The sequence below is a fragment of the Rhizobiaceae bacterium genome, assembly GCA_023953835.1.
Classification (GTDB): domain Bacteria; phylum Pseudomonadota; class Alphaproteobacteria; order Rhizobiales; family Rhizobiaceae; genus Mesorhizobium_G.
This window is the reverse complement of record JAMLJB010000001.1, coordinates 2,977,506-2,999,483: the sequence shown is the minus strand read 5'-3', so window position 1 is coordinate 2,999,483 and position 21,978 is coordinate 2,977,506. Positions and strand designations below refer to the sequence as shown.

Sequence of the window (21,978 nt, the reverse complement as noted above, 5' to 3'; positions counted from 1 at the left end):
GAAAGGCCCCCTCGGATGCTGATGCTATAGGACAAACTGCCTGAACGGCAACTGAACGATAAATTCTTGTCGCGTCTGCGCGGTTCAGGCGGGATCGGGCTTTCGCCTGCGCGGCTTCTTCGCCGGTTTCGCATCCTCCTCGGCGCGACGGGCGACGCGCTCGGCCAAAGCGGCTTCGACCTCGTCCTCGCTGGCATCCCATGCCGTGCTGAGCGCACTGGTGATTCTCGGGATATGCGCAATCACGATGCCCTCGCGCTGGAAGGCGCGCAGGATTGCGAAACGCATGTCGTTTCCCACCGTCATCATGTTCCCGACATCGGCGAGAAACACACGTATCTCGAAATTCATCGCGGTATCGGTGAATCCGACAAAGACCACGACAGGCTCGGGATTCTTCAATGCAAGCGGATGGCTGCGCGCGATATCGAGCAGCACCTGATGCACATGCTCCGCGTCGGACCCGTAGACGACGCCGACAGGAACCTCCACCCGTCCGAGCTTGTTGCGATGCGTCCAGTTGCCGACTGCATTGTTGATGAGCAGCGAGTTGGGGACGATCATCGTCTGGCGCTGGAAGGTCTCGATCTCCGTCGCGCGCACGCTGATCTTGCGCACAGTGCCGGAAACATCTCCCGCCACCACCCAGTCGCCCACCTTGAACGGGCGCTCCACCAGCAGGATGAGGCCGGATACGAAGTTGGAAACGACGTTCTGGAGACCGAAGCCGATGCCGAGGGAAAGGCCGCCGGCGATCAGCGCGAGGTTGGACAGGTTGAGGCCCGCCGCCGATATGCCGATCAACGCAGCAACAGCCAGCCCGGCATAGCCGACCACGGTGCGGATCGAGTTGCGCACGCCGATATCGACGCGCCCGCGCGCCATCACCGTATCGTCGATCCATGACTGGAACCAGCGGGTGACGAAATAGCCGATACCGAATACGACGAGGCCGGTCACGATGGCGAGCGGCGAGAAGGTGAAGGAGCCGATCTGGAATCCGTTGGCGATGCGGCGTATCCACACCGCCATGTCGCCTGCCTGGAAGCCCCATTGGAACAGCACGACGGGCATGACGGCGAGAACGATGATGAGGTTGATGGCCACGCTTGCCAGCACGCCGAGCTGGTCGAGCTTGGAATCCTCGGTGTGATATGTCTGCTTGACCCAGCGCCCTGCGGCGGTGTTTCCGAATGCGCCCTCGTCGGAAATTGCCCGAGAGGCGAGCAGGCCGATATAGGCCGTCGCGATCCACGCTCCGGTCACCACAATCTGGCGCGAAACGAATTGCGCAAGGCTGATGTAGCCGGTCAGCGCGGCGATGATCGTCGCGAGGCCGAGCACATAGACAGTCGCGCGAAACCATCCCGGCCATGTGACGGAACGGCCTTCCTCGTCCGCGAAGGGCCTGACGCTTCCGAACACCATCAGCAGCACGCCGACCAGAACCGCAGCAAAGAGACCCTTGAGGATCGTCACGGAAAGCGGCGACCCGAGGCTTTCCGTGACGATGTCCGTAAAGCGGTCAAGGCCGACGATGAGAGCCGCAAACGTGGCAAGCCAGATGAGGACGCGGGCGGGACGCGCCTCGATCTTGATGAGCCGCCAGTTCGGAGCATCGGGCGACAGGATCGCGTTCGCCAGCCTGTTCACGAAAAAGCAGATGAAGAGCGTCTGCAGGAGGCCGATGAAATAGGCGGCGACGTCCCCCCGCAGCACGTTGTAGGACTGGTAGAGGCCGACGGTCAGCATCATGAACAGAAGCAGCGCGAGCGAGGGCAGCAGGGTCAGCCAGAACGCGGCGGAGAGCCTGCTGAGATAGTCGGGATGGGCCTCCGGGTCCTTGTAGAGAAGGCGTCCGCCGACGCGCCGTCCGAGAATGTAGAAGATCACCCCGACGATCGAGGCGAAGAATGTTGCGACGAGCGCCGCCTGCATTTTGAACCGCAGCAGGAAGCGGAACCACGCCGACACGTTGCGCGACAGCATGGTGACCTGATCGCCGACTTCCGCGCCGACATCGGGACTGATGGCCGCACGGAGTTGATAGCGCTTCATAAGCGTATCGGCGAACAGATCGCGGCGAATGGTGGCGATCTTGTTGACAAGGCCGTTGACGCGCACCAGCAGGTCCTCGGCCTGCGCGATGACCTGGTTGATCTGGGCCTTCTGCTTGTTCAGCGCCGCGCGCTGGGTAGCCTTTTCATCGGCCTCGGCGGGGTCGCCGTCCTTGGGCACCGGACCGAGCGCTTCGAGTTTGGCGTTGATGTCGTTCAGGGTCGGACGGAAAGCGACGCCGCTTTGCAGCACTTCCGCCTGAATATCCTCGAGCGCCAGCCGGATTTCCACCAGCCGCGCATCGTCCTCGACATTCCCATTGATGTCGGTTTCGAGACGGTCGGTCTGGGCGGAGAGACGATCAATCGCCGCCCGCTGATCGGCGGCAATCCCGATGAGCGGCGGCTGAACGTCGCGCGTATCCTGTGTATCCGGCGCATCCTGCGCAAACAGGCCGCCCACCGCAGCGAAAATCAGGACAAGGGCGAGCGCCAGAATTTTTCGAATTGAGTTCATACGGGACCCTAGGGTCAGGACCTCGCAGCGAATCGCTGGATGGCTATGACAAAACGCGCGGAGATTATCCGCATTCCGCACCAAAATGCATCCCTTGGCCGCCAATCTTGACCGCAACATGTCGCCCGGCAACGGTTGTGCGTTTCGAAGCCGGCGACTATTCATGCAGCCGGCGCGTCGGTCCTTTGAAAGGCGATGGCGCTTTATTGTCCGTCGGGGAATGGCAGCAGCGATAGCCTCTCTGCGGAAATTCGAAGGGGAGTCTCGACCGGCATGGCGGAATATTCTGCGCTGTCCGTGATACGCAACGCGCTGACCGGCAATCGCGGGTGGAAGCCCGCATGGCGCAAGCCGGACCCGAAGCCGAGCTACGATGTCATCATCATCGGCGGCGGCGGGCACGGGCTTTCGACCGCCTATTATCTGGCGAAGGAGCATGGCATCACCAATGTCGCGGTGCTGGAAAAGGGCTATCTCGGTTCCGGCAATGTCGGCCGCAACACGACTGCGGTGCGCTCCAACTACCTGCTGCCGCAGAACATCCGGTTCTACGAGCATTCGATGAAGCTGTGGGAACGGCTTTCGCACGACCTGAACTACAATGTGATGTTTTCCCAGCGCGGCGTGCTGAACCTCGCGCACACGCCGGCCCAGCTCGACGAATATGCGCGGCGCGGCAACGCCATGCGCCATCTCGATGCGGACGCCGAGTTGATGGATGTCGCGGCCATCAAGCGCCTGATGCCGGTCGTCGATGCTTCGAACACGGCGCGATTTCCCATTCATGGCGGGTTGATGCAGTGGCGCGCGGGCACCGCCCGCCACGACGCGGTGGCCTGGGGTTATGCGCGGGGGGCGGACCGGCGCGGCGTGGACATTCTCGAAAACTGCGAGGTTACCGGTTTCCTGCGCGACGGCGAGCGCATCGTCGGCGTCACCACGTCGCGCGGGGAAATCCGCGCAAAGAAGATCGCTGTCGCCGTCGCCGGTTCGACCGGCCACGTCATGCGCATGGCCGGCATCGAGCGCATGCCCATCGAAAGCCACGTGCTGCAAGCCTTCGTGTCCGAATCGCTGAAGCCGATCCTCGACACGGTCGTGACCTTCGGCATGGGCCATTTCTATGTGTCGCAGTCGGACAAGGGCGGGCTGGTTTATGGCGGCGACATCGACGGCTACAACTCCTATGCGCAGCGCGGCAACCTGCCCATCGTCGAGGACGTGATGAGCGAGATGCTGGCGCTGTTCCCTTCGCTGGCCACTGTGCGCGTGCTGCGCTCATGGGGCGGTGTCTGCGACATGTCCATGGACGGCTCGCCCATCATCACCACCGGCCCCCTGCCCGGCATGTATCTCAATTGCGGCTGGTGCTACGGCGGCTTCAAGGCGACGCCAGCCTCGGGCTGGTGCTTTGCCCACACGATCGCCAAAGACGAGCCGCACGAAATCAACGCGCCCTTCACGCTCGACCGTTTCCACCGGGGAACGGTGATCGACGACAAGGGCCAAGGCGCAACGCCGAGACTCCACTGATGCTGATTTCATGTCCCTATTGCGGCCCGCGCGACGTATCGGAATTCACCTATCAGGGCGACGGCAACCGCACCCGCCCCGACCCCGCCTCGACGGACCTCGATGCGTGGAACGCCTATGTCTATGACCGGGTGAACATTGCGGGCGAGCACAATGAAATCTGGCAGCATTCCGGCGGCTGCCGCATGCACCTCGCAGTGACGCGCAACACGCTGACGCACAAGATTTCCGGCGTGCGGCCCGCTCGATCCGCCCCGGTGTCCGCCAAAGCGAAGCGCAAGCCGAGGGCGAAGGCATGAGCGCGTCCCGCACCAATGCAGGCGGACGCATCGACCGCGACCGCACGATCAACTTCACCTTCGACGGACAGCGCTTCGCCGGTCACGCGGGCGACACGCTGGCATCTGCGCTTCTGGCCAGCGGCGTTTCGCTGTTCGGCCGCTCGTTCAAATATCATCGACCGCGCGGATTGCTGACCGCGGGCGTGGACGAGCCGAACGCGCTGGTGACTGTCCTGCGCGGCACAGTGCGCGAGCCGAACATTCCCGCCACGATGGTGGAAATCTACGAGGGGCTGGTCGCCGAAAGCCAGAACCGCTTTCCCTCGCTCCAGTTCGACATCGGCGCGTTCAACCAGCTTGCCGGCAAGTTCATCGGCGCGGGCTTCTACTACAAGACCTTCATGGGACCGGAAATCTGGCCGCTGAAGGGCACACGCTTCTGGATGTTCTGCGAGCGCTTCATTCGCCGCGCGGCGGGCCTCGGAATGGCGGGCCTCGAACCGGAACGCTCCCGCTACGAGCGCATGAACGCCTTCTGCGACGTGCTGGTCGTAGGCTCCGGCCCCGCCGGGCTGAGCGCCGCAGCGGCGGCAGCGGAACAGGGAGCGGATGTCGTGCTGGCCGAAATCGATCCGCGTTTCGGCGGATCGGCCAACTGGTCGGGCGAAACCATCGACGGCATGCCCGCCGCCCAATGGGCAAGCGAGGCAGTGGCGGCGCTCGCCGCCCGAAAGAACGTGCGAATGCTCAACCGCACGAGCGTCTGGGGCTATTATGACGGCAACACGCTGGCGGCGCTGGAGCGCGTGACCGATCACAAGGCAGCCGCCTCGAAGGGCGAACCCCGGCATCGACACTGGACCATTCGCGCGGGCGCGGTCGTGCTGGCGACAGGCGCGTTCGAGCGTCCGATGGTGTTTCCCGGCAACGACATTCCGGGCGTCATGCTGGCATCGGCGGCAAAGCGCTATGCCAACGAATTCGGGGTGCGCACAGGCAAGCAGGTGGCGATCTTTACCAATAACGACACGGCCTATGGTGCTGCGCTCGCGCTGAAGCGCGCGGGCGCGACCGTCGCCGCCATCATCGACGTGCGAACCGAGATATCGGACGCCGCGCGGCAGGCGGCGTCAGAGAGTTTTGCCGAGGTCCTGACGGGCCACGCGGTGCAGACGACGGAGGGGGGAAAGGCGCTCGACGGCGTGCGGGTTCAACCCTTCGACGGCGCACGAGCGAGCGGACGCGAGCGCCTGATCGAGGCCGATTGCCTGCTGGTTTCGGGCGGCTGGTCGCCCGCCATACATCTGGCGAGCCAGGCAGGCGGACGCCCGGTATGGAACGAAGCGCTGCAAGCCTTCCTGCCGCCGCAGCCGACCGAAAACTGGCTTGGCGCGGGCGCGTTCAACGGCACCTTCCAGACCGGCGACGCGATTGGAGAAGGTCAGGCCGCCGGTCTGGCGGCTGCCGGTGAGAAACGGGGCCGAAAGCCTATCGCGCCGTTCGTCGAAGGCTTTTCGTGTGAACCCCATCCGGCCCCGGTTCTCGGGATCAAGGGCAAAGGCAAGGCGTTCGTGGACTTTCAGCACGATGTGACGGCGGACGATGTGCGGCTTGCACATCAGGAAGGCTTCACCTCGGCGGAACACCTCAAGCGCTACACGACGCTGGGCATGGCTACCGATCAGGGCAAGACCTCGAACGTTCCCGGCATGGCGATCATGGCGGAGGCCACCGGCAAGCCCATCCCGGAGGTGGGATCGACCCGCTTCCGCCCGCCCTTCGCCCCGGTTTCGGTCGGCGCGCTTGCCGCCGAGCGCTTTGGCGACCTCAAGCCGGAGCGTCTGACGCCGATGCACGACTGGCACCTGGAGCACGGCGCGACCATGTATTCCGCCGGTCTCTGGTTCCGCCCGATGATCTACGGCCAGCAGGGCGAGACGGTGGAGCAGGCCTATGTGCGCGAGGCGCGCGCTGTGCGCTCCGGCGTCGGCATTGTCGATGTCTCGACGCTCGGCAAGATCGCCGTGCAGGGGCCGGACGCGGCGGAATTTCTCGACCGCGTCTACACCAACATGTTTTCCAGCCTGCCGGTCGGCAAGGCGCGCTACGGGCTGATGCTGCGCGAGGACGGGTTCGCGCTGGACGACGGCACGACATGGCGGCTCGGCGAAACCGAATTCCTGATGACGACGACCACCGCCAATGCAGGCAAGGTGATGCAGCATCTGGAATATATGCTGGACGTGGTCTGGCCGGAGTTGAACGTTCACCTGACCTCCGTGACGGACCAGTGGGCAGGCGCGGCCGTTGCCGGTCCGCTCTCGCGCAAGGTGCTGGAAGCCTGTGTCGAGGGAACTGCGGTCGACAACGAAACGCTTCCCTTCATGGGCATCGTGCATGGCACGATCCGTGGCGCGCCGGTGATGATCTGCCGCCTCTCCTTTTCCGGCGAACTGGCATATGAGGTCTATTGCGGCGCGGGCTACGGCACGGATGTGTGGGAAGCGCTGATGGAGGCCGGAAAAGCGCATGGAATCGTGCCCTACGGCCTGGAGGCGCTTGGAACGCTGCGCATCGAAAAGGGCCATGTGACGGGCGCTGAAATCGACGGGCGGACCACCGCGCGCGACCTGCATCTGGACTGGATGCTTTCGAAGAAGAAGCCGTTCATCGGCTCGGCGATGATGGATCGCGAGGGCATGACCGGCGCAAACCGCCTGCAACTGGTTGGCATCGTGCCTCTGGACAACCGGCCCATCAACGGCGGCGCGCATATCGTCGATCAACCGGCTGAGGGCCGTCCGTCCGGTTCCATCGGCCACGTCACGGCCATGTGCTATTCACCGGCGCTCGGGAAATATATCGCGCTGGCGCTGGTCGAGGCGGGCAAGTCGCGGCGTGGCACTCGCGCTTTTGTTTCCGATCCGCTCCGCAACCGGTTCGGGCCGGTCGAAATCGTCAGCCATCACTTCTTCGACCCCGACGGGAGCCGCATGCATGGCTGAAATCCTTTCACCGCTCGGGGAACATTTGCGCGCCGGTCGCCATGCCAACAGCGCCGCCGAGATCGGCGTGGTGCTTTCCGAAACCGCGCCCGGCTCCATCGTGCAACTGGCCGTGTGGCCCGGTATGGAAGCCGCCGCGCAGGCCGTCATCTCCAAGGTGCTGAAGCTCAAGGTTGGAAATGCGCCGGGCGCGGGTGCGGCATCAGGCGAGAGCGCAGCCTTCGGCATCGCGCCGGGCCGCTGGCTGCTGGTCGATGCGGATGAAGGGCTGGCGGGCAGGCTGGCTGAGGCCGTGCCCGCTTCGGTCGGTTCGGTGACGGACCTGTCGCATGGCCGCACGGCGCTTCGCATCGAAGGCGACAAGGCGGCGTGGGTGCTGGCCAAGTTCTTCGCGGTGGATTTCTCGCCTGCGAAGTTTCCGGTCGGCAACGGCGTTGCGACCAATCACCACGATATTTTCGCGCAGGTGCAGCGCAGTGGCGACCAGCGGTTTGACATCTATGTTTTCCGGTCCTTCGCGCGCTCCTTCTGGAACGCACTCTGCCACGCGGCGGAAGAAACCGGCTACGAAATCAGGTAATTAATCGACAAACTTCACCCACTCTTCCAGCGGGGCGCGCTCCGACCGGAACTGGTTCTCCGGTTTGGTCGTGTCCTCGTAGCCGAGCGCGATGCCGCAGACGAGGATTTCCTCGTCGCCCATGCCGATGATGGGACGAATCTGCTTGTGGTAGGGCGCGAACGCCGCCTGCGGGCAGGTGTGCAATCCCCTGCCGCGCGCCGCGATCATCACATTTTCCAGCATCATGCCGAGGTCGATCCACGACCCTTTGTTGAGCCTGCGGTCGATGGTGAAGAGCAGGCCGACCGGCGCGTCGAAGAACAGGAAGTTGCGGTCGTGCTGCGCGCGCATGCGCTCAACCTCGCGACGACCGATGCCGAGCGCGTTGTAGAGCGCGAAGCCCACCGTGCGGCGGCGCGTGAGATAGGGTTCGAAAAACTGGTCCGGGTAGTATTTGTACTCGTCCCACTCGATCTTTTCCGCGCGGATGCCGGAATTCAGGATCGCGTCGGCGATGCGCTGCTTGACGTCGCCCTGCACGACATAAGCGCGCCACGGCTGCATGTTGGTTCCCGAAGGCGCCCAGCGCGCCACTTCCAGAATGTCGCGGATCACCGAAGGTTCGACGGGGGTGGGCAGGAACGCGCGCACGGAGCGTCGCGTCAGGATCGCCTCATCGACGATTTCCTGTTCCGACAATTCCTGGGTTTCAGTTCTCGCGAGCATGGCTTCACTCGGATAGTTCAATGTTTTGTCGGCCATATGACATAGTTTGCGGCAGAAATTGGGGATACGCCGCACACAAAATATTGCAAGCCTGCAATATGCGCATCGCGCCGCTCACCTGATTCGACAACCGACGCCGGCAAGGATAGATCGTTTCCGTTAACGTATTGAGGCGTTCGGTGGCTGCAAACAGGCTTTTCTGGTGGAGTGATTTCAAGGCGGCGGATTTCGTTTCCGTCGATCCTCAGGCCGTGATCGCAGTGTTGCCGCTGGCGGCGGTGGAGCAGCACGGTCCGCACCTGCCGCTTTCCACCGACACCGCCATCATGCGCGGCATGCTTGCCGAAGTTGAACGGCAATTGCCGGAATCGCTCGACGTTCGCGTGCTGCCGGTGCAGGAAACCGGCAAGTCGAATGAGCATATCAATGTGCCGGGCACGCTGTCGCTCGACGCCGGGACGGCGCTCGAAGCATGGATGCAGCTTGGTGATTCGGTCGCGCGAACGGGCATCCGCAAGCTGGTGGTCGTGACCTCGCACGGCGGCAACGAGGAGGTGATGGCGCTCCTCACCCGCGAGATGCGCGTGCGTCACCGCATGCTGGCGGTGAAATCGAGCTGGGGCAGGTTCGGCCATCCGCAAGGCACGTTCGGCGACGAGGAGTTGCGCCTCGGCGTGCATGGCGGCGAGGTGGAAGCCTCGCTCATGCTGCATTTCCGGCCCGATCTCGTCGACATGGGCAAGGCGCACGACTTCCGCTCGAACGTGCTTTCGGCGGAACAGGATTTCGACCTTTTGCGCCACACCGGGCCGTTCGGATTCGCGTGGATGGCGACGGACCTCAATCCGGCGGGCGTCGTCGGCAACGCGGCGGCGGCGTCGGCGGACAAGGGCAGGCGCACGGCCGAACATCAGGCGCAGGGCTTCATTCGCCTGCTCAAGGACATGCGCAAGGCAAATCCGGACAAGCTGCTGAGCCAGACCACAGGAGCCTAAAGCTCAAGCGCAAAGGGCGTGCCTTCGAATGCGTCCGCGCCGCGTCCTATGTCCTGTATGGCGCGGACCATCCGCCCTTCACGGCGCAATATGTGATCCGCCAGCGCGATCATGCGCTGGTTCGGCGTCGCGGACGGTGATAGGCGGCGCAGGGTACGCGCAAGCTCGGCCTCGCTGCGGCCCGGCGCGAAAGCGGCTGCGATCATATAGGCCGTGGCGGTCGAGCGGCTGATCCCGGCATAGCAATGCACCACCAGCGGACGGCGGCGGTCCCACCCCCGCGCGAAATCCAGAATGCCGTGCACATGATCCTCGCCGGGAAGCGTCATGCCTTCCTGCGCTTCGGAGATGTCGTGCATCGTGACATAAAGATGGTTGGCCGCCTCGATGCTGCGAGGCCGCTCAAGCGCCGTGCCTTCCGACAGAAGGGAAATCAGCCTGTCGGGCCGCATCTCCGCAACCGTGCTCTCCAGCCTGGACAAGGGACACACCACGATCATCGCACTTCCTCCCGCCATTGCGCGAGCGCTGCCTCAAGGCGCCGCCAGCCTTCTTCACTGCCCGGCAGGCCGCAGCGAAGCTCGCGCGGCCTGTCTGCGAACGACCGCAGCAGCACGCCCCGCCCGCCGAGATGGCGATAGAGCCGCGCGGCCGCATCGGTGGCGATGTGGCGAAACAGGCTCGTCCCGCCCGTCACCGCGACACCGGCATTCGCAAGGCACCTATCCAGACGCACGGCCTCGCGCGCAAGCCGCCCGCGCATGCCCTCCTGCCAGCCTTTGTCAGCAAGGGCGCGTAGCCCGTATTCCAGCGCCGGACCGGCCACGGCCCACGGTCCAAGCCTTGCGGCAAGCTGCGCCGCGAGGGAAGGCGCAGCAATGGCGAAACCAAGCCGCACGCCGGCAAGCCCGAAAAACTTCCCGAACGACCGCAGCACGACCAGACCACCCTCTTCCACCGCATCCGCCACGCTTTCGTTGCGCGGGCCGACATCCATGAACGCCTCGTCCACGACCAGCAATCCGCCACGAGCGTGCAGGCGGTTCGCCAGTTCGATGAGTTGCCCGCGTTCGACCACGCGCCCATCCGGGTTGTTCGGGTTCACGACGACCGCGAGTCCGGCATCAGCCAGCGCGTCGAAATCGCCAACCTCCGACACTTCGTGCCCGGCAATGGCGGCGGCGCGCGCATGTTCCTGATAGGTCGGGCCAAGGATCGCCGCCCTGCCCGGCTGCGCGAGCGAGGCCACAAGCGGCAGCAGCACCTGCGTGCCGGGACCTGCGACCAGCGTACCGGGAGATGCGCCATAAGCCACCGCGGCGGTTGCGCACAGTTCCGCGACGCGCGACGGTTCGGGCAGGCGCGTCAGCGCGCTGGCGGGCAAATCGAAAAATGGATAGTGGTGCGGATTGATCCCGGTCGAAAGATCGACAAACGGTTTCGGCGCGTTCGGAAACTCGGCCGCGGCGCGCGCGAGACTGCCGCCATGTTCGACCGGCAGGAAGGTTTCGTCTCGCATGCTCACCCTTTTATCCCTCGTATTCGAGCTGTGCATCGGCTACCCGGAGCGCCTGGTCAAATCAATCGGTCATCCGGTTATCTGGATCGGCGGCCTGATCTCCAGATTGGATAATGTTCTGAACCGGCCCGAATATGCGCCGAAGGCGCGTCGGCGCGCGGGCCTGTTTGCGGCGCTGGTGATCGTACTCGTGCCCGCGCTTGCAGGGTTGATGGTGCAGGGTTTCCTTGGTCGGGGGTGGATCGGCGTGATCCTGTGCGGCCTTGTCGGGAGTTCACTGCTCGCGCAGCGCAGCCTTGCCAGACATGTCGAGGCAGTGGCCGATGCGCTGGAAAGCGGCGGCATCGATGCGGGCCGCGCGGCGGTTTCGCAGATCGTCGGGCGCGACCCCGAGCAGCTTGACGAGGCCGCCATCTGCCGCGCGGCAATCGAAAGCCTCGCGGAGAATTTCTCCGACGGTGTCGTGGCGCCGGCCTTCTGGCTGGGCGTCGGCGGCCTTGGTGGCGGAGCAGCCTACAAGGCTGCCAACACAGCCGATTCGATGATCGGCCACCGGAGCGAAAAATATCGAGACTTCGGCCGGGCCGCCGCGCGCTTGGACGATCTCGTCAATCTGCCCGCGTCGCGGCTGACGGCGCTGGTGATCGTCGGCGCGGCATGGCTGCGATACGATGCGGACTGGCGCGGCGCATGGAACGCGGTGAGACGCGACGCAGGCAAACACCGCTCGCCCAATGCCGGTTGGCCCGAAGCCGCCATGGCCGGCGCGCTCGGCCTGTCGCTGGCCGGCCCGCGCTCCTATGGCGGCGTGATGGTGCAGGACGCCTTCATGGGCGAAGGCGGCAGGCGCAACGCCTCCGCCGCCGACATCAGGCGCGCGCTGCGTCTGTACTGGACCGCCGATGCGCTGGTGATCACGCTGTTTGCGGCCTGCGCATTGCTGGGGATTACGTACTAAGGACCGGCGTCTGTGCGGCACAAACGCCTAAAACTCGATTCCCTTCTGCGCCTTCACGCCGGAGGCGAAATGATGCTTCACCGCACCCATTTCGGTCACGAGGTCGGCGGCTTCGACCAAGGCAGGCTTCGCGTTGCGGCCAGTGACGACGATATGCAGGTCCGGTCGGCGCGCCTTCAGCGCTTCAACGACGCGATCCACGTCGAGATAGTCATAGCGCAGGGCAATGTTGAGTTCGTCAAAGACAATGAGGCTGATGGACGGGTCCGCCATCAGTTCCAGCGCCTTTGCCCAAGCGGCCTCGGCGGCGGCGATGTCGCGCTGCAAATCCTGCGTCTCCCAGGTGAAACCCTCACCCATTGTGTGCCAGACGATCCTGTCGCCGAAGGCGGCGAAGGCATCCTTTTCGCCCGAATGCCACGCGCCCTTGACGAACTGGACAACGCCGACGCGCCGCCCATAGCCAAGCATGCGCAGCGCGAGCCCGAATGCGGCGGTGGTCTTGCCCTTGCCCGGTCCCGTGTTGACGATCAGCAGGCCCTTTTCGACGGTCTTGCCCGCAACTTCCGCATCCTGAACGGATTTGCGCTTCGCCATCTTGGCCTTGTGCCGCTCGGCCTCGCTTTCGGAAATTTCGCGCATCATTTCACCTGCATCGGCAAGCCCGCCACCATGAACAGCACACGGTCGGCCACCGCCGCAACGCGCTGGTTGAGCCGCCCCGCCTCGTCGCGAAAGCGCCGCGCCAGCGCGTTGTCAGGCACGATACCCAATCCGACCTCGTTGGAAACCACGAACCACGGCCCGCGCGGCCGCGAAAGCACATCCATCAACCCAGCGCCCGCAGCCTCGCAATCGGCTTCAGCCAGCATCTGGTTTGTCAACCAAAGCGTGAGGCAATCGACCAGGACCGGCTGGTGGTGCGGAACACGGCCCAACGCGTCGGCCAGATCGAGCGGCGATTCCAGGGTCTGCCATCCGTCGCCGCGCCGGTGCCGGTGCTGCCGGATACGCTCGCGCATTTCATCGTCGAATGCCTGCGCCGTGGCGATGTAGAGCCACGGTGCAGGCAAGAGTTCGATGAGCCGTTCGGCATGCGCGCTCTTGCCGGAACGCGCACCGCCCAGGATGAAGGTAAGCTCAGGCAAGTTTGCCTTGCAAGCTGTTGTCCGCGCTCGCGAAAAAGCGATCGCGCAAGGCTCCGGCCAGTCCGCCCAGCACAACCCAGAAAACCAGGTTGGTCACGGTTGTGATGACCACGAACTGGTGATGCAGGTTTTCCGGGATCGGCGATTCATGGCTGACCGGCTGCGGCGCGCCGACGAGATGCGGAACGACGATCAGCGCGAGCCCGACAAGCGACCAGACCACCGTGCCGCGAAATGCCATCAGCGCAAGCCCGGCGGCGGTTGCGATGACGGCGAACCACCACCACAACTGGCGGTCGCCGAGTTCAGCCGCCGGCATTGCGGGAAGCTCCGGCGGAAGGCCGAGCCCCGGTGCGAGCGTGAACACGGCAAAGCCGGCAAGACCCCAAAGCACGCCCTGCCGCCATGACGCAATGCCACCCGTCAGTTCCGAGGCGACGAGCAGAATCAGGGCGAAGCCGATCGACGTCACGACGTTTGCGGCAACCGTATAGAATGTGCGCTCGAAGCCGTCGGCGGGCGACCAGGCATCGGGGTCGTGCTCATGGGCGGGAGCAGCCGCATCGTGGCTGTGGGTCGGCGCGGCGGCATCATGAGCATGTTCGGTCGCAGCAGCGGCGGGCGCAGCCTCGCCTGCATTTTCGAAGGTCTCCGCCTGAAGAATCAGCGGAACGGTGGTGAAGCTTTGCATGGCGGCCATGACCAGCCCTGCAAACAGCCCCGCGACCACCGCGACGAACACGGTGTTACGAAATATAGCCATGTGATGTTCCCTTCTTAGTGGCAGGGAAAAGCCATGGAATGGCGATAATCATGGGCGGCGTTGTGCACCACTTCCATCGGGGCGAAGCCCGAGAAACCCACGATGAAAAGCCCGAGCAACCCGGCAAGCGCCAGTTGCAGCACGCGCGACGACGACGAAACGCCGCCGAGTGACGAAGTATTAGCGTTCATATTCCTCTCCTTAATGTCCTCCACCCGAGGACCGGAAGCTGCAATTCGTCGCCGGCAGGTCTCCTGGCTCGCGGTTCGTCGCTCTGATCCTGCCTTCCCGAAGCCGGGGCTTCAGTGGCCAAGTCGGATCGAACTCACCGCACACAGTTGCGGGGGCAGCCGCGGCATCCGGCCCCGAGGCCATAACCGCATTCCCTGTTGGCTCCACAAGGGAACCGACGACGAACGGACTATAGGCACAAACCCCGGTTGCGGCAAACCAATTTCCGCCCCCTCATGTCGCCGCCGCGACGCTTCACCGGGCGGCACCCCGCATGGTAACGCTGAACGGTTCCCAGTCGAAGTTACGAGATTCGCACCATGACGATGACTGAAGCATCAGCGCCCGCCCACGCGAAAGGCCGGATCGCCCCGATCGACATGGCGCGCGGCGCGGCCCTCATTGCGATGGCGATTTATCATTTCGCGTGGGACCTCGAATTTTTTGGCTATGCCGCGCCCGGAATGACCGCAGCGGGCGGCTGGAAGCTTTTCGCGCGCTGCATCGCCTCGTCGTTCCTCTTCCTCGTCGGCGTCAGCCTGTTCCTCGCCCATGCCGAAGGGATACGCTGGCGACCGTTCCTCAAACGACTTGCCATGGTCGCAGGCGCGGCGGCGCTCATCAGCGCGGCGACCTATCTGGCGACGCCGCAGGCGTTCATCTTTTTCGGCATCCTCCACCAGATCGCGCTGGCGAGCATTCTGGGCCTCGCCTTCCTGCGCCTGCCCGCCTTGCTGACGCTTGTTGTGGCGGCGCTGGTGATTGCCGCGCCCCACTTCGCGCGCTCGGACATTTTCGCCCACCCGACGCTCTGGTGGGTCGGGCTTGCGCCAGCCGCGCCGCGTTCCAATGACTACGTGCCGCTTTTTCCATGGTTCGGCGCAGTGCTCATCGGCATTGCGGCGGCGAAGCTTTCGCAGCGCGCCGGGTCTTTCGATAAGCTGCGCCGGGTTGCAGAACCGGCATGGGCGCGGCCCCTCGGTTTCATCGGTCGCCACAGCCTTGCCTTCTACCTCATTCACCAGCCGGTGCTGATCGGGCTGGTCTGGGTCGCTACGCAGCTTGCGCCGCCCGCGCCCGTCTCCAGCGAGATGCAATTCGTTCCGGCCTGCCAGCGCACCTGCGAACAGACGCGGGAAGCCGACTTCTGTTCGGCCTATTGCGTCTGTATGCTGGACGAGTTGCAGACAGCCGGCTTGCTGGACGGCATGTTCGGCTCCGGCCAATCGGACGAACAGCGTGAAACGGTGCAGGATCTCGCCGCCGGATGCACGATCAGGACACAGGACGCGCTGTCGGGAGGGAACACGCAATGACCTTGGAACCGCCAAACCGAATCCCATGGCCGCCGCTGATCTACATTGCCGCCGTCGCGGCTGCGGTCGTGGCGGACTGGCTCTACCCCTTGCCATGGATCGGCTCGCCGCTTGCCGATTTCCTGTTCGCCATCGGCGGCATCTGCATCGCCGGCGCGCTCGCGCTCGACTTCTCCGCGATGAGCGCCATGCGCAAGGCAAAAACCCCGATCATGCCCACCAGCTCCGCACAACATCTGCTGACCACCGGCGCCTTCGGGTTGAGCCGCAATCCGATCTATCTCGGAAACACGACATTGATGATCGGCATAGGGCTATTGAGCCAAAGCCTCTGGTTCATCCTGTTCGGGATCGTGGCGGCCTTCGCCACGCAGAAGCTGGCGATCGAGCGTGAGGAAAAGCACCTCAACCAGCGCTTCGGCAAGAAATATGTCGACTACACCAAGCGTGTGCGACGCTGGATATAGATATATTTCAATATATTGGAATTGTTTCCTGATTCAAAAAATGAGGTAGGCCATGACCCCGCACAACGCAGCCGCGCCCGGAGACTATGCTGAAGCGGTGCTTCTGCCCGGCGATCCGCTGCGCGCGAAATGGATCGCCGAGACATTCTTCGAGAACCCGGTCCAGGTCAACGGCGTGCGCAATTGCCTCGGCTTTACCGGCACCTATGGCGGCAAGCCGATCTCCGTGCAGGCAACGGGAATGGGCCAGCCGTCGCTCTCGATCTACGTGCACGAGCTCATCAATGTCTATGGCGTCGGCAAGCTGATCCGCGTCGGCACCTGCGGCGGCCTGAGCACCCGGGTCAAGGTCCGCGACCTCGTCATCGCACAGGCCGCCACCACGGATTCCGCCATCGTGCGCGATGCGTTTCCGGGTTACGCCTATGCGCCCATCGCCGATTTCGGGCTTTTGTCGGCGGCGGTCCGGCTTGCCGAAAAAGCGGGCCTGCGCAGCCACACCTGCAACATCCTGTCCAGCGATATCTTCTACCAGCAGGACGGCTTCACCGCCTATGAGAAGCTTGCCGCGCATGGCGTGCTCGGGGTCGAAATGGAGGCGGCGGCCCTTTACCTGCTGGCCGCAAGGTTCGGCGCACGCGCGCTCGCGATCTGCACCATGACGGACTGCCTTGTTACGCACGACGAAATGAGCGCCGACGACCGACAAAACTCGCTGAAGGACATGGTGAAGCTGGCGCTGGACGTGGCGACGGACTAGGTGTTCACGCCAAGTTCGGCCAGCCTTTCGACGCAGGCTTCTTCCGCCTGATCGAGTTCGGCAAGGGTTTCTTCAAGGTCGCGCCGCTTCTGGCGCAGGTGTTCACGCTTCTCGTGCATGCGCTGGATCATCAGCTTGAGCTGTCCGACCTCGCCGGGCGGCTCCTTATACATCTGAATGATCTCGCGTATCTCGTTGATCGAAAAGCCGAGCCGCTTCCCCCGCAGGATCTGCCGCACGAGATGCCGGTCGGAAGGCCGGAACAGCCGCGTGCGGCCACGCCGAACCGGCTGTATGAGGCCCTCGTCCTCATAAAAGCGCAGCGTTCGTGTCGAAATGTCGAACTCTCGGGTGAGTTCGGTGATCGAATAATACTCCCGCATTGGGGCGTCCCGATTCAGTTGCGTCGGCTAAGGGTGCCACGGCATTTACGTAAAAGTCAATTGCGCCGTCTTTTTGGGGTTCAGCCGAACCACCATGTCGCCAGCCCGAGAAAGGCAAAGAAGCCGACGCTGTCGGTGACCGCCGTCACGAAGACCGAGGAGGAAACGGCAGGGTCCGCACCGAGCTTGGCCAGCAGAAGCGGGATCATGATGCCCGCAAGCGCGGCGGCAAACATGTTGATGACCATTGCCGCAGCAATGATGCCGCCGATGTTCTGGTTGCCGAACCAGAATGTAGCCACCAGCCCGACGAGAACCGCGAACACCAGCCCGTTGATGAAGCCGACGCCAATTTCACGGCGGATGATGCGGCCCGCATTGTAAATGTCGATTTCCCGCGTCGCGAGCGCGCGTACCGTGACGGTCATGGTCTGCGAACCGGCATTGCCGCCCATGCCCGCCACGATCGGCATCAGCACGGCAAGCGCCACGATCTTCTGGATCGTTTCATCGAACAACCCAATGACCGAGGCGGCGAGAAAGGCCGTAAGCAGGTTCACCGCCAACCAGGGAACTCGCGACCGCGACGCCGCGAAAACGGTGTCGGAAAGTTCTTCGTCACCGACGCCGCCCATGCGCATGAGGTCCTCCTCGGCCTCCTGCTGGATGACATCGACCACGTCGTCGATGGTGAGCACGCCGACGAGGCGGTCGTTTTCGTCGACGACGGCGGCAGACAACAGGTCATATTGCTCGAACTCGCGCGCCGCCTCTTCCTGGTCCATCGTGGCCGGGATCGCGTAGCGCGTCTCGTGCATGATGTCTTCGATCTTGGTCGCGCGCTTGGTGCGCAGGATCTGGTCCAGATCGACCGCGCCGAGCAGCTTGAAGGTCGGATCGATGACGAAAATCTGGGTGAAGCGGTCTGGAAGATCTGTTTCCTCACGCATGTAGTCGATCGTCTGGCCCACCGTCCAGAAAGGCGGAACGGCGACGAACTCGGTCTGCATGCGCCGACCGGCGGTCTCCTCGGGATAATCGAGGGCGCGCTTGAGGCGGATACGCTCCGTGAACGGAAGCTTGGAGAGGATTTCCTGCCGGTCCTCCTCGTCCATGTCCTCCAGAATGTAGACCGCGTCATCCGAATCGAGGTCCTGGACGGCATTCGCGATCTGGTCGTTGGGCAGGTGATCGACGATCTCGGCGCGGATGGCGTCGTCGACCTCGGTGAGCGCGGAGAAATCGAAATCCTTGCCGAGCAGGTCGACAAGGGCGCGCCGCTGTTCGGGCAACAGCGCCTCGAGAAGGTCGCCAAGCTCGGACTGGTGCAGCTTTCCGACATCGGCCTTGAGCGAGATGACGTCGCGGTCGGCAATGGCCGCGCCGATCTGCGCAAGATAGGACGCGCGGACCACGCCGTCTTCGTCATAGATGTCGGCTGTGACCGGCAGCGCGCCCACTTCGGGTGCGGGCGCTTTCTCCTCGTCGTGTTCCAAGGGCGCCTCCCGAACAATGGCTGTGAAACTGGGTGCGCGTCTGGTTTAGCCAAACGCGTCAGAATTTCAAACGAAATGAAGCTACCGGAACAGGAATGGCAAACCCGTTATCAGCGCGCGCACGAAGCGCGGCTGCTGGTAGAATCCGTTGAGGGATATGCGCGGCAGCAGGTGCATATTCGTTGCCGCACCGCCTTTCAGGACGCCCGGGCGGGTCGTCACACCGACAGCCAGCCCGGCATCGGCGACCGCCCGGGCTTCGCGCTCTCCGGCGGCGGTCGACCAGCCATAGGGATAGGCGAAAGCCTTTGGCCTCACCCCTGTGAGCGCTTCCACCGCTGCCACGGACCCTTCTATCTCTGTCCTCAGCCGTTCGGCATCGAGTCGCGCGAAGTTGGAATGCGTCAGGCTGTGCGCCCCGATCGATGCCAGCGGGTCGCGTGCGGCCAGATCGCGAAGCTCGCCCGCGTCCATGACGAGTTCCGCGAGGAGGTCGACCGGCACAACGCCACACCGAAGCGCAGCGGCATCGATGCGGCCAATCGCGGCATCTTCTTCATTTGTGTTCACGAACGCTGCCAGCCGGGAGAAAAGCGCCTGCTTTTGCGCGACAGAACCCGCCGGATGCACCCTTTCGCCGTCGCCGAAATCGAAGGTAAGGGTTTCGCTTCGCTGCAACATGCGCTCGGCCACTTCCCACCACGGCGTGCGCGAGCGATCCCAGAAGCCAGCGGTGGCGAAAATCGTATAGGGCACCCCATACCGCGCGAACACAGGCGCGGCATATTGCGCATTGTTCCTGTAGCCGTCGTCCAGCGTGACCGCGAAAAAGCGCGGCGCGCCGTCGTCCGCGAGCAGCGCGGGAACATCTTCGAGGCGAACGGGTGTCAGCCCGCATTCGAGCGCGACACCTATCGCGGAATCGAGAAACTGCGGCGTGATCGAAAGTATAGCGTTGGGCTGGAACGGATGTGTCTGCGCGGGGCGCACATGGTGCAAAGTGAACACGATGCCCCTGCCCGTCCACGGTCCGCGTTGAAGAGCCGGCGGAATCAGGTTTATCGCCTCCAGCCCGATGCGGATGGCGGCGTGGCGCGCGCGCGCCGAAAAGGTCTGAAGTCTACTCACTGCAGGCACACCGATGTCAGGAAATCTGCTCCACCCGGGGCGAATATCCGCCAATTTGGCCGCCACCTATGCATCGAGGGGCTGAACACTCTCTGAATCCCGCCGCGCAACACGCATTTTTGATGAGCCGGAGCATATTTACACGAGGTTTTTGCACGCTGATTTTTTGTCGTCGGGATGCCTTGTTTCGACGTGGGCGATTTGCTACATGCCGCGGGCCGGTTCGACCGGCCCTTTCGTGACGTGCGGTCGTGGCGGAATTGGTAGACGCGCAGCGTTGAGGTCGCTGTGGGGCAACCCGTGGAAGTTCGAGTCTTCTCGACCGCACCATCCGAACAATCCTGAATTGTTCACAACATATCGACTTGCCTTTTGCCTCACCTGCCTGAAAAGGGGGCAGGTTGCACGTTCGCGGCCTTCATACGCAAGGCGCTCGACATGTCGAACGCCCTGCATGGCGACCGGCCACGGCGGAGGAAATGAATGCAGGAATGGTTGATTGGAGGGATGGCCGCGACGATCTTGCTGGCTGCCGGCTTCTGTACACCGGCGGTTGCGTCCACCGTTTCCCTTGAAGCGGCGTGCCGAGCCGTCACCGGGTCCGCGAACTGCGTGACCCCCAAACCGTTCCAGCCTTCCACCGGCCAGATGGAAACCGCGTCGATCGTCTATGATTCCGGCGATCCGGGTTTCGATTTTTCGCTCTATGGAAACAACCAGAAAACGATCGTCGTCGACGGACTCCCTTATGCCTCGTACTGGCAATTGAAGGACCGCAACAAATATGTCTTTCACCCGATGGTGTGGGGACGCTTCGTGTTCAACAATGCCGACGACCCGGCTTTTCGCGAAAGGCTGCCCGCACTTTCGCAGCGGATAGGCGTCGAAGTGCCGAATGGCGGCCTCGCGTTCTTCTATCCGGACAACTTTCCGCTTGCCCGAATGATCGGACCCGAAGTGATGTTCAGCGCGATTTCGCAGTCCGAAGCGCTCGCCGGCTATGCGAAAGCGGCCCAATTCGATCCCCGGCTGTCCGACCTCGCCGAGCGCGTGAAGACCGCAATGCTTCTCGATCACCGGTATGGGGGCACAAACCTGAACGGCGAGGCCCTGCTGGAATTTCCCCTCTTTCATTCCAATCCCGAAGTGATTCTCAACGGCTGGCTGCACGCGCTGCTGAAACTGTCGGACTATGCCGTGACCACGCATGACACGGCGTCGTCCGAACTCATTCGTCGCAACCTTGAATTCTTCGTTCGCAATCACGGCGCGTGGTATGACGACAAGCGCAACATCAGCCGCTATTCCGACACCTCGCCCGTGCGGATCGAACTGACCGGAACTGACGGCGCGCCCGCATTCCGCGTGGTGTACAAGGCCAGGGACGCCGCGCTCCCCGACTATGCCATCCCGCCCGTGGAAGACACGTCGCGCACCTATGGAGGCTTCGACGACCGCATCCTGAAATCGAACGCGGGCAGCAGCACGACGCTTGCTTCGGTCAACTGCTCCTCGCTCTACGACACCTTTATCGTGTCTGACCGCGCGTTCTCGGTAAAGGTTCGCGAGGGAGGCTACAATCCCCGGCGGGCGACGCCGGAGCCGGACGGGCCGTATCACACGATCCAGTCCTCGGCGAAAGGCGGTCTTCAAGTGGCGCAGCTTGCCTTGGACAATGGCGAGCTGATCTGCGGATACCCGACCAATTTCAGCAAGGAAAACGGCAAGAACTACTATCATATGCAGCACATTGTCGCCCTGCTCTATCTCGCGAAGTTTCCTGCATTCGATGATCCCCGCCTGACCGGGGACCTCGAAAAAATCGCCAGGGAATGGCTTGAGCGCACTTCTCAATTCGATCAAGGCCCCGGTCTTGAGTTCGAATCCCCGCAAAAAGTGCTGGACGGCATAAATCGCGGCAAGCTGCTCAACCAGGAAAAGACATTCGAAGAGCTTCTGAAATGACGGTGGCGGGACAGTCGCCCGGCATCAATGGACTCGACGCCGGGGGGTTTTAGGCCCATATCCTGCTCTGTCATGGCCGGAAACCACCCGTCGAACCGGGTGCGCGCACGGAGTGACCGGCTGAAACAGGCACGGCAGAATTGTTCGACCCGACCAAAAAAAGCTCCA

21 protein-coding genes, 1 tRNA gene and 1 riboswitch are annotated in these 21,978 nt (G+C 63.4%); of the genes, 11 read left to right on the top strand and 11 right to left on the bottom strand.

Features of this window, described 5'->3' with window-relative positions; genetic code table 11:
• Positions 1-84 precede the first annotated feature (84 nt).
• Positions 85-2,574 carry a mechanosensitive ion channel gene (locus M9924_14070; GenBank protein MCO5065522.1) on the bottom strand — a complete coding sequence of 830 codons (2,490 nt, stop codon included), beginning with the start codon at positions 2,572-2,574 and terminating at the stop codon, positions 85-87.
• Between the two features lie 273 nt (positions 2,575-2,847).
• Between M9924_14070 and M9924_14065 the strand changes: the two genes are divergently transcribed.
• The 4 genes from M9924_14065 to soxG are packed head-to-tail and all read left to right on the top strand — an operon-like array spanning position 2,848 to position 7,973.
• On the top strand, positions 2,848-4,107 hold the full coding sequence (locus M9924_14065; protein MCO5065521.1) for a sarcosine oxidase subunit beta family protein: 1,260 nt from the start codon (positions 2,848-2,850) through the stop codon (positions 4,105-4,107).
• Entirely contained in the window at positions 4,107-4,406 is a 300-nt protein-coding gene (locus M9924_14060) for a sarcosine oxidase subunit delta (GenBank protein MCO5065520.1), read from the top strand. Before M9924_14065 ends, M9924_14060 begins: the two co-directional genes overlap by 1 nt.
• Positions 4,403-7,393 (top strand): sarcosine oxidase subunit alpha family protein, encoded by a 2,991-nt coding sequence (locus tag M9924_14055; GenBank protein MCO5065519.1) that lies wholly within the window; start codon positions 4,403-4,405, stop codon positions 7,391-7,393. Before M9924_14060 ends, M9924_14055 begins: the two co-directional genes overlap by 4 nt.
• Positions 7,386-7,973 (top strand): sarcosine oxidase subunit gamma family protein, encoded by a 588-nt coding sequence (gene soxG, locus M9924_14050; GenBank protein ID MCO5065518.1) that lies wholly within the window; start codon positions 7,386-7,388, stop codon positions 7,971-7,973. Before M9924_14055 ends, soxG begins: the two co-directional genes overlap by 8 nt.
• On the opposite strand, the gene M9924_14045 is transcribed toward soxG, so the two are convergent.
• Positions 7,974-8,681: a nitroreductase gene (locus M9924_14045; protein ID MCO5065517.1), complete on the bottom strand. Its 708-nt coding sequence runs from the start codon at positions 8,679-8,681 to the stop codon at positions 7,974-7,976.
• Between the two features lie 179 nt (positions 8,682-8,860).
• On the opposite strand from M9924_14045, the gene M9924_14040 reads away from it, so the two are divergent.
• Positions 8,861-9,676, top strand: a complete 816-nt coding sequence (locus M9924_14040) for a creatininase family protein (protein MCO5065516.1) — start codon at positions 8,861-8,863, stop codon at positions 9,674-9,676.
• Here the strand turns inward: M9924_14040 and M9924_14035 are convergent.
• Together M9924_14035 and cobD are read right to left on the bottom strand one after the other, a co-directional pair.
• Positions 9,673-10,176 carry a tyrosine phosphatase family protein gene (locus tag M9924_14035; GenBank protein MCO5065515.1) on the bottom strand — a complete coding sequence of 168 codons (504 nt, stop codon included), beginning with the start codon at positions 10,174-10,176 and terminating at the stop codon, positions 9,673-9,675. The two genes, M9924_14040 and M9924_14035, sit on opposite strands and share 4 nt — an antisense overlap.
• Positions 10,173-11,195, bottom strand: coding sequence for a threonine-phosphate decarboxylase CobD (cobD, locus tag M9924_14030; GenBank protein ID MCO5065514.1), 1,023 nt, complete (start codon positions 11,193-11,195; stop codon positions 10,173-10,175). Before cobD ends, M9924_14035 begins: the two co-directional genes overlap by 4 nt.
• Between cobD and cbiB the strand changes: the two genes are divergently transcribed.
• Positions 11,194-12,153, top strand: coding sequence for an adenosylcobinamide-phosphate synthase CbiB (gene cbiB / locus M9924_14025; protein MCO5065513.1), 960 nt, complete (start codon positions 11,194-11,196; stop codon positions 12,151-12,153). The genes cobD and cbiB overlap by 2 nt on opposite strands.
• 27 nt (positions 12,154-12,180) lie before the next feature.
• Here the strand turns inward: cbiB and cobO are convergent, their stop codons facing one another.
• The 4 genes from cobO to M9924_14005 are packed head-to-tail and all read right to left on the bottom strand — an operon-like array spanning position 12,181 to position 14,255.
• The gene (gene cobO, locus M9924_14020) at positions 12,181-12,795 is read right to left on the bottom strand and encodes a cob(I)yrinic acid a,c-diamide adenosyltransferase (GenBank protein MCO5065512.1); all 615 of its coding nucleotides are present in this window, start codon (positions 12,793-12,795) and stop codon (positions 12,181-12,183) included.
• The gene (gene cobU / locus M9924_14015) at positions 12,795-13,301 is read right to left on the bottom strand and encodes a bifunctional adenosylcobinamide kinase/adenosylcobinamide-phosphate guanylyltransferase (GenBank protein ID MCO5065511.1); all 507 of its coding nucleotides are present in this window, start codon (positions 13,299-13,301) and stop codon (positions 12,795-12,797) included. The genes cobO and cobU overlap by 1 nt, the downstream gene beginning before the upstream one ends.
• Complete coding sequence (locus tag M9924_14010) at positions 13,294-14,064, bottom strand: CbtA family protein (GenBank protein MCO5065510.1); 771 nt, start codon at positions 14,062-14,064, stop codon at positions 13,294-13,296. Before M9924_14010 ends, cobU begins: the two co-directional genes overlap by 8 nt.
• 14 nt (positions 14,065-14,078) lie before the next feature.
• Entirely contained in the window at positions 14,079-14,255 is a 177-nt protein-coding gene (locus tag M9924_14005) for a CbtB-domain containing protein (protein ID MCO5065509.1), read from the bottom strand.
• A gap of 35 nt (positions 14,256-14,290) precedes the next feature.
• Positions 14,291-14,490: riboswitch (cobalamin riboswitch) on the bottom strand.
• 125 nt (positions 14,491-14,615) lie between these two features.
• On the opposite strand from M9924_14005, the gene M9924_14000 reads away from it, so the two are divergent.
• From M9924_14000 to deoD, 3 genes are read left to right on the top strand one after another with little or no spacing between them, the layout of a single operon-like run.
• The gene (locus tag M9924_14000; protein MCO5065508.1) at positions 14,616-15,611 is read left to right on the top strand and encodes a DUF1624 domain-containing protein; all 996 of its coding nucleotides are present in this window, start codon (positions 14,616-14,618) and stop codon (positions 15,609-15,611) included.
• On the top strand, positions 15,608-16,078 hold the full coding sequence (locus M9924_13995) for an isoprenylcysteine carboxylmethyltransferase family protein (GenBank protein ID MCO5065507.1): 471 nt from the start codon (positions 15,608-15,610) through the stop codon (positions 16,076-16,078). Before M9924_14000 ends, M9924_13995 begins: the two co-directional genes overlap by 4 nt.
• Positions 16,079-16,130: 52 nt before the next feature.
• Complete coding sequence (deoD, locus tag M9924_13990) at positions 16,131-16,838, top strand: purine-nucleoside phosphorylase (GenBank protein MCO5065506.1); 708 nt, start codon at positions 16,131-16,133, stop codon at positions 16,836-16,838.
• Here deoD and M9924_13985 read toward each other — a convergent pair.
• From M9924_13985 to M9924_13975, 3 genes are all read right to left on the bottom strand, one after another.
• Positions 16,835-17,221, bottom strand: a complete 387-nt coding sequence (locus M9924_13985) for a MerR family DNA-binding transcriptional regulator (GenBank protein ID MCO5065505.1) — start codon at positions 17,219-17,221, stop codon at positions 16,835-16,837. The genes deoD and M9924_13985 overlap by 4 nt on opposite strands.
• Before the next feature lie 80 nt (positions 17,222-17,301).
• Positions 17,302-18,681: a magnesium transporter gene (gene mgtE, locus M9924_13980; GenBank protein ID MCO5065504.1), complete on the bottom strand. Its 1,380-nt coding sequence runs from the start codon at positions 18,679-18,681 to the stop codon at positions 17,302-17,304.
• A 117-nt stretch (positions 18,682-18,798) separates the two neighbouring features.
• Entirely contained in the window at positions 18,799-19,845 is a 1,047-nt protein-coding gene (locus M9924_13975; GenBank protein ID MCO5065503.1) for a polysaccharide deacetylase family protein, read from the bottom strand.
• Positions 19,846-20,090: 245 nt separating this feature from the next.
• Between M9924_13975 and M9924_13970 the strand changes: the two genes are divergently transcribed.
• Together M9924_13970 and M9924_13965 are read left to right on the top strand one after the other, a co-directional pair.
• Positions 20,091-20,175, top strand: a tRNA-Leu gene (locus M9924_13970).
• Positions 20,176-20,328: 153 nt separating this feature from the next.
• Positions 20,329-21,810, top strand: coding sequence for a hypothetical protein (locus tag M9924_13965; protein ID MCO5065502.1), 1,482 nt, complete (start codon positions 20,329-20,331; stop codon positions 21,808-21,810).
• Positions 21,811-21,978 lie beyond the last annotated feature (168 nt).

Bases quoted from the DNA above. Each gene is read 5' to 3' on its own strand.
- M9924_14070 (MCO5065522.1), bottom strand. From the start codon at position 2,574: ATGAACTCAATTCGAAAAATTCTGGCGCTCGCCCTTGTCCTGATTTTC.
- M9924_14065 (MCO5065521.1), top strand. From the start codon at position 2,848: ATGGCGGAATATTCTGCGCTGTCCGTGATACGCAACGCGCTGACCGGC.
- M9924_14060 (MCO5065520.1), top strand. From the start codon at position 4,107: ATGCTGATTTCATGTCCCTATTGCGGCCCGCGCGACGTATCGGAATTC.
- M9924_14055 (MCO5065519.1), top strand. From the start codon at position 4,403: ATGAGCGCGTCCCGCACCAATGCAGGCGGACGCATCGACCGCGACCGC.
- soxG (MCO5065518.1), top strand. From the start codon at position 7,386: ATGGCTGAAATCCTTTCACCGCTCGGGGAACATTTGCGCGCCGGTCGC.
- M9924_14045 (MCO5065517.1), bottom strand. From the start codon at position 8,681: ATGCTCGCGAGAACTGAAACCCAGGAATTGTCGGAACAGGAAATCGTC.
- M9924_14035 (MCO5065515.1), bottom strand. From the start codon at position 10,176: ATGATCGTGGTGTGTCCCTTGTCCAGGCTGGAGAGCACGGTTGCGGAG.
- cbiB (MCO5065513.1), top strand. From the start codon at position 11,194: ATGCTCACCCTTTTATCCCTCGTATTCGAGCTGTGCATCGGCTACCCG.
- cobD (MCO5065514.1), bottom strand. From the start codon at position 11,195: ATGCGAGACGAAACCTTCCTGCCGGTCGAACATGGCGGCAGTCTCGCG.
- cobO (MCO5065512.1), bottom strand. From the start codon at position 12,795: ATGCGCGAAATTTCCGAAAGCGAGGCCGAGCGGCACAAGGCCAAGATG.
- M9924_14010 (MCO5065510.1), bottom strand. From the start codon at position 14,064: ATGGCTATATTTCGTAACACCGTGTTCGTCGCGGTGGTCGCGGGGCTG.
- M9924_14005 (MCO5065509.1), bottom strand. From the start codon at position 14,255: ATGAACGCTAATACTTCGTCACTCGGCGGCGTTTCGTCGTCGTCGCGC.
- M9924_14000 (MCO5065508.1), top strand. From the start codon at position 14,616: ATGACGATGACTGAAGCATCAGCGCCCGCCCACGCGAAAGGCCGGATC.
- M9924_13995 (MCO5065507.1), top strand. From the start codon at position 15,608: ATGACCTTGGAACCGCCAAACCGAATCCCATGGCCGCCGCTGATCTAC.
- deoD (MCO5065506.1), top strand. From the start codon at position 16,131: ATGACCCCGCACAACGCAGCCGCGCCCGGAGACTATGCTGAAGCGGTG.
- M9924_13985 (MCO5065505.1), bottom strand. From the start codon at position 17,221: ATGCGGGAGTATTATTCGATCACCGAACTCACCCGAGAGTTCGACATT.
- M9924_13965 (MCO5065502.1), top strand. From the start codon at position 20,329: ATGCAGGAATGGTTGATTGGAGGGATGGCCGCGACGATCTTGCTGGCT.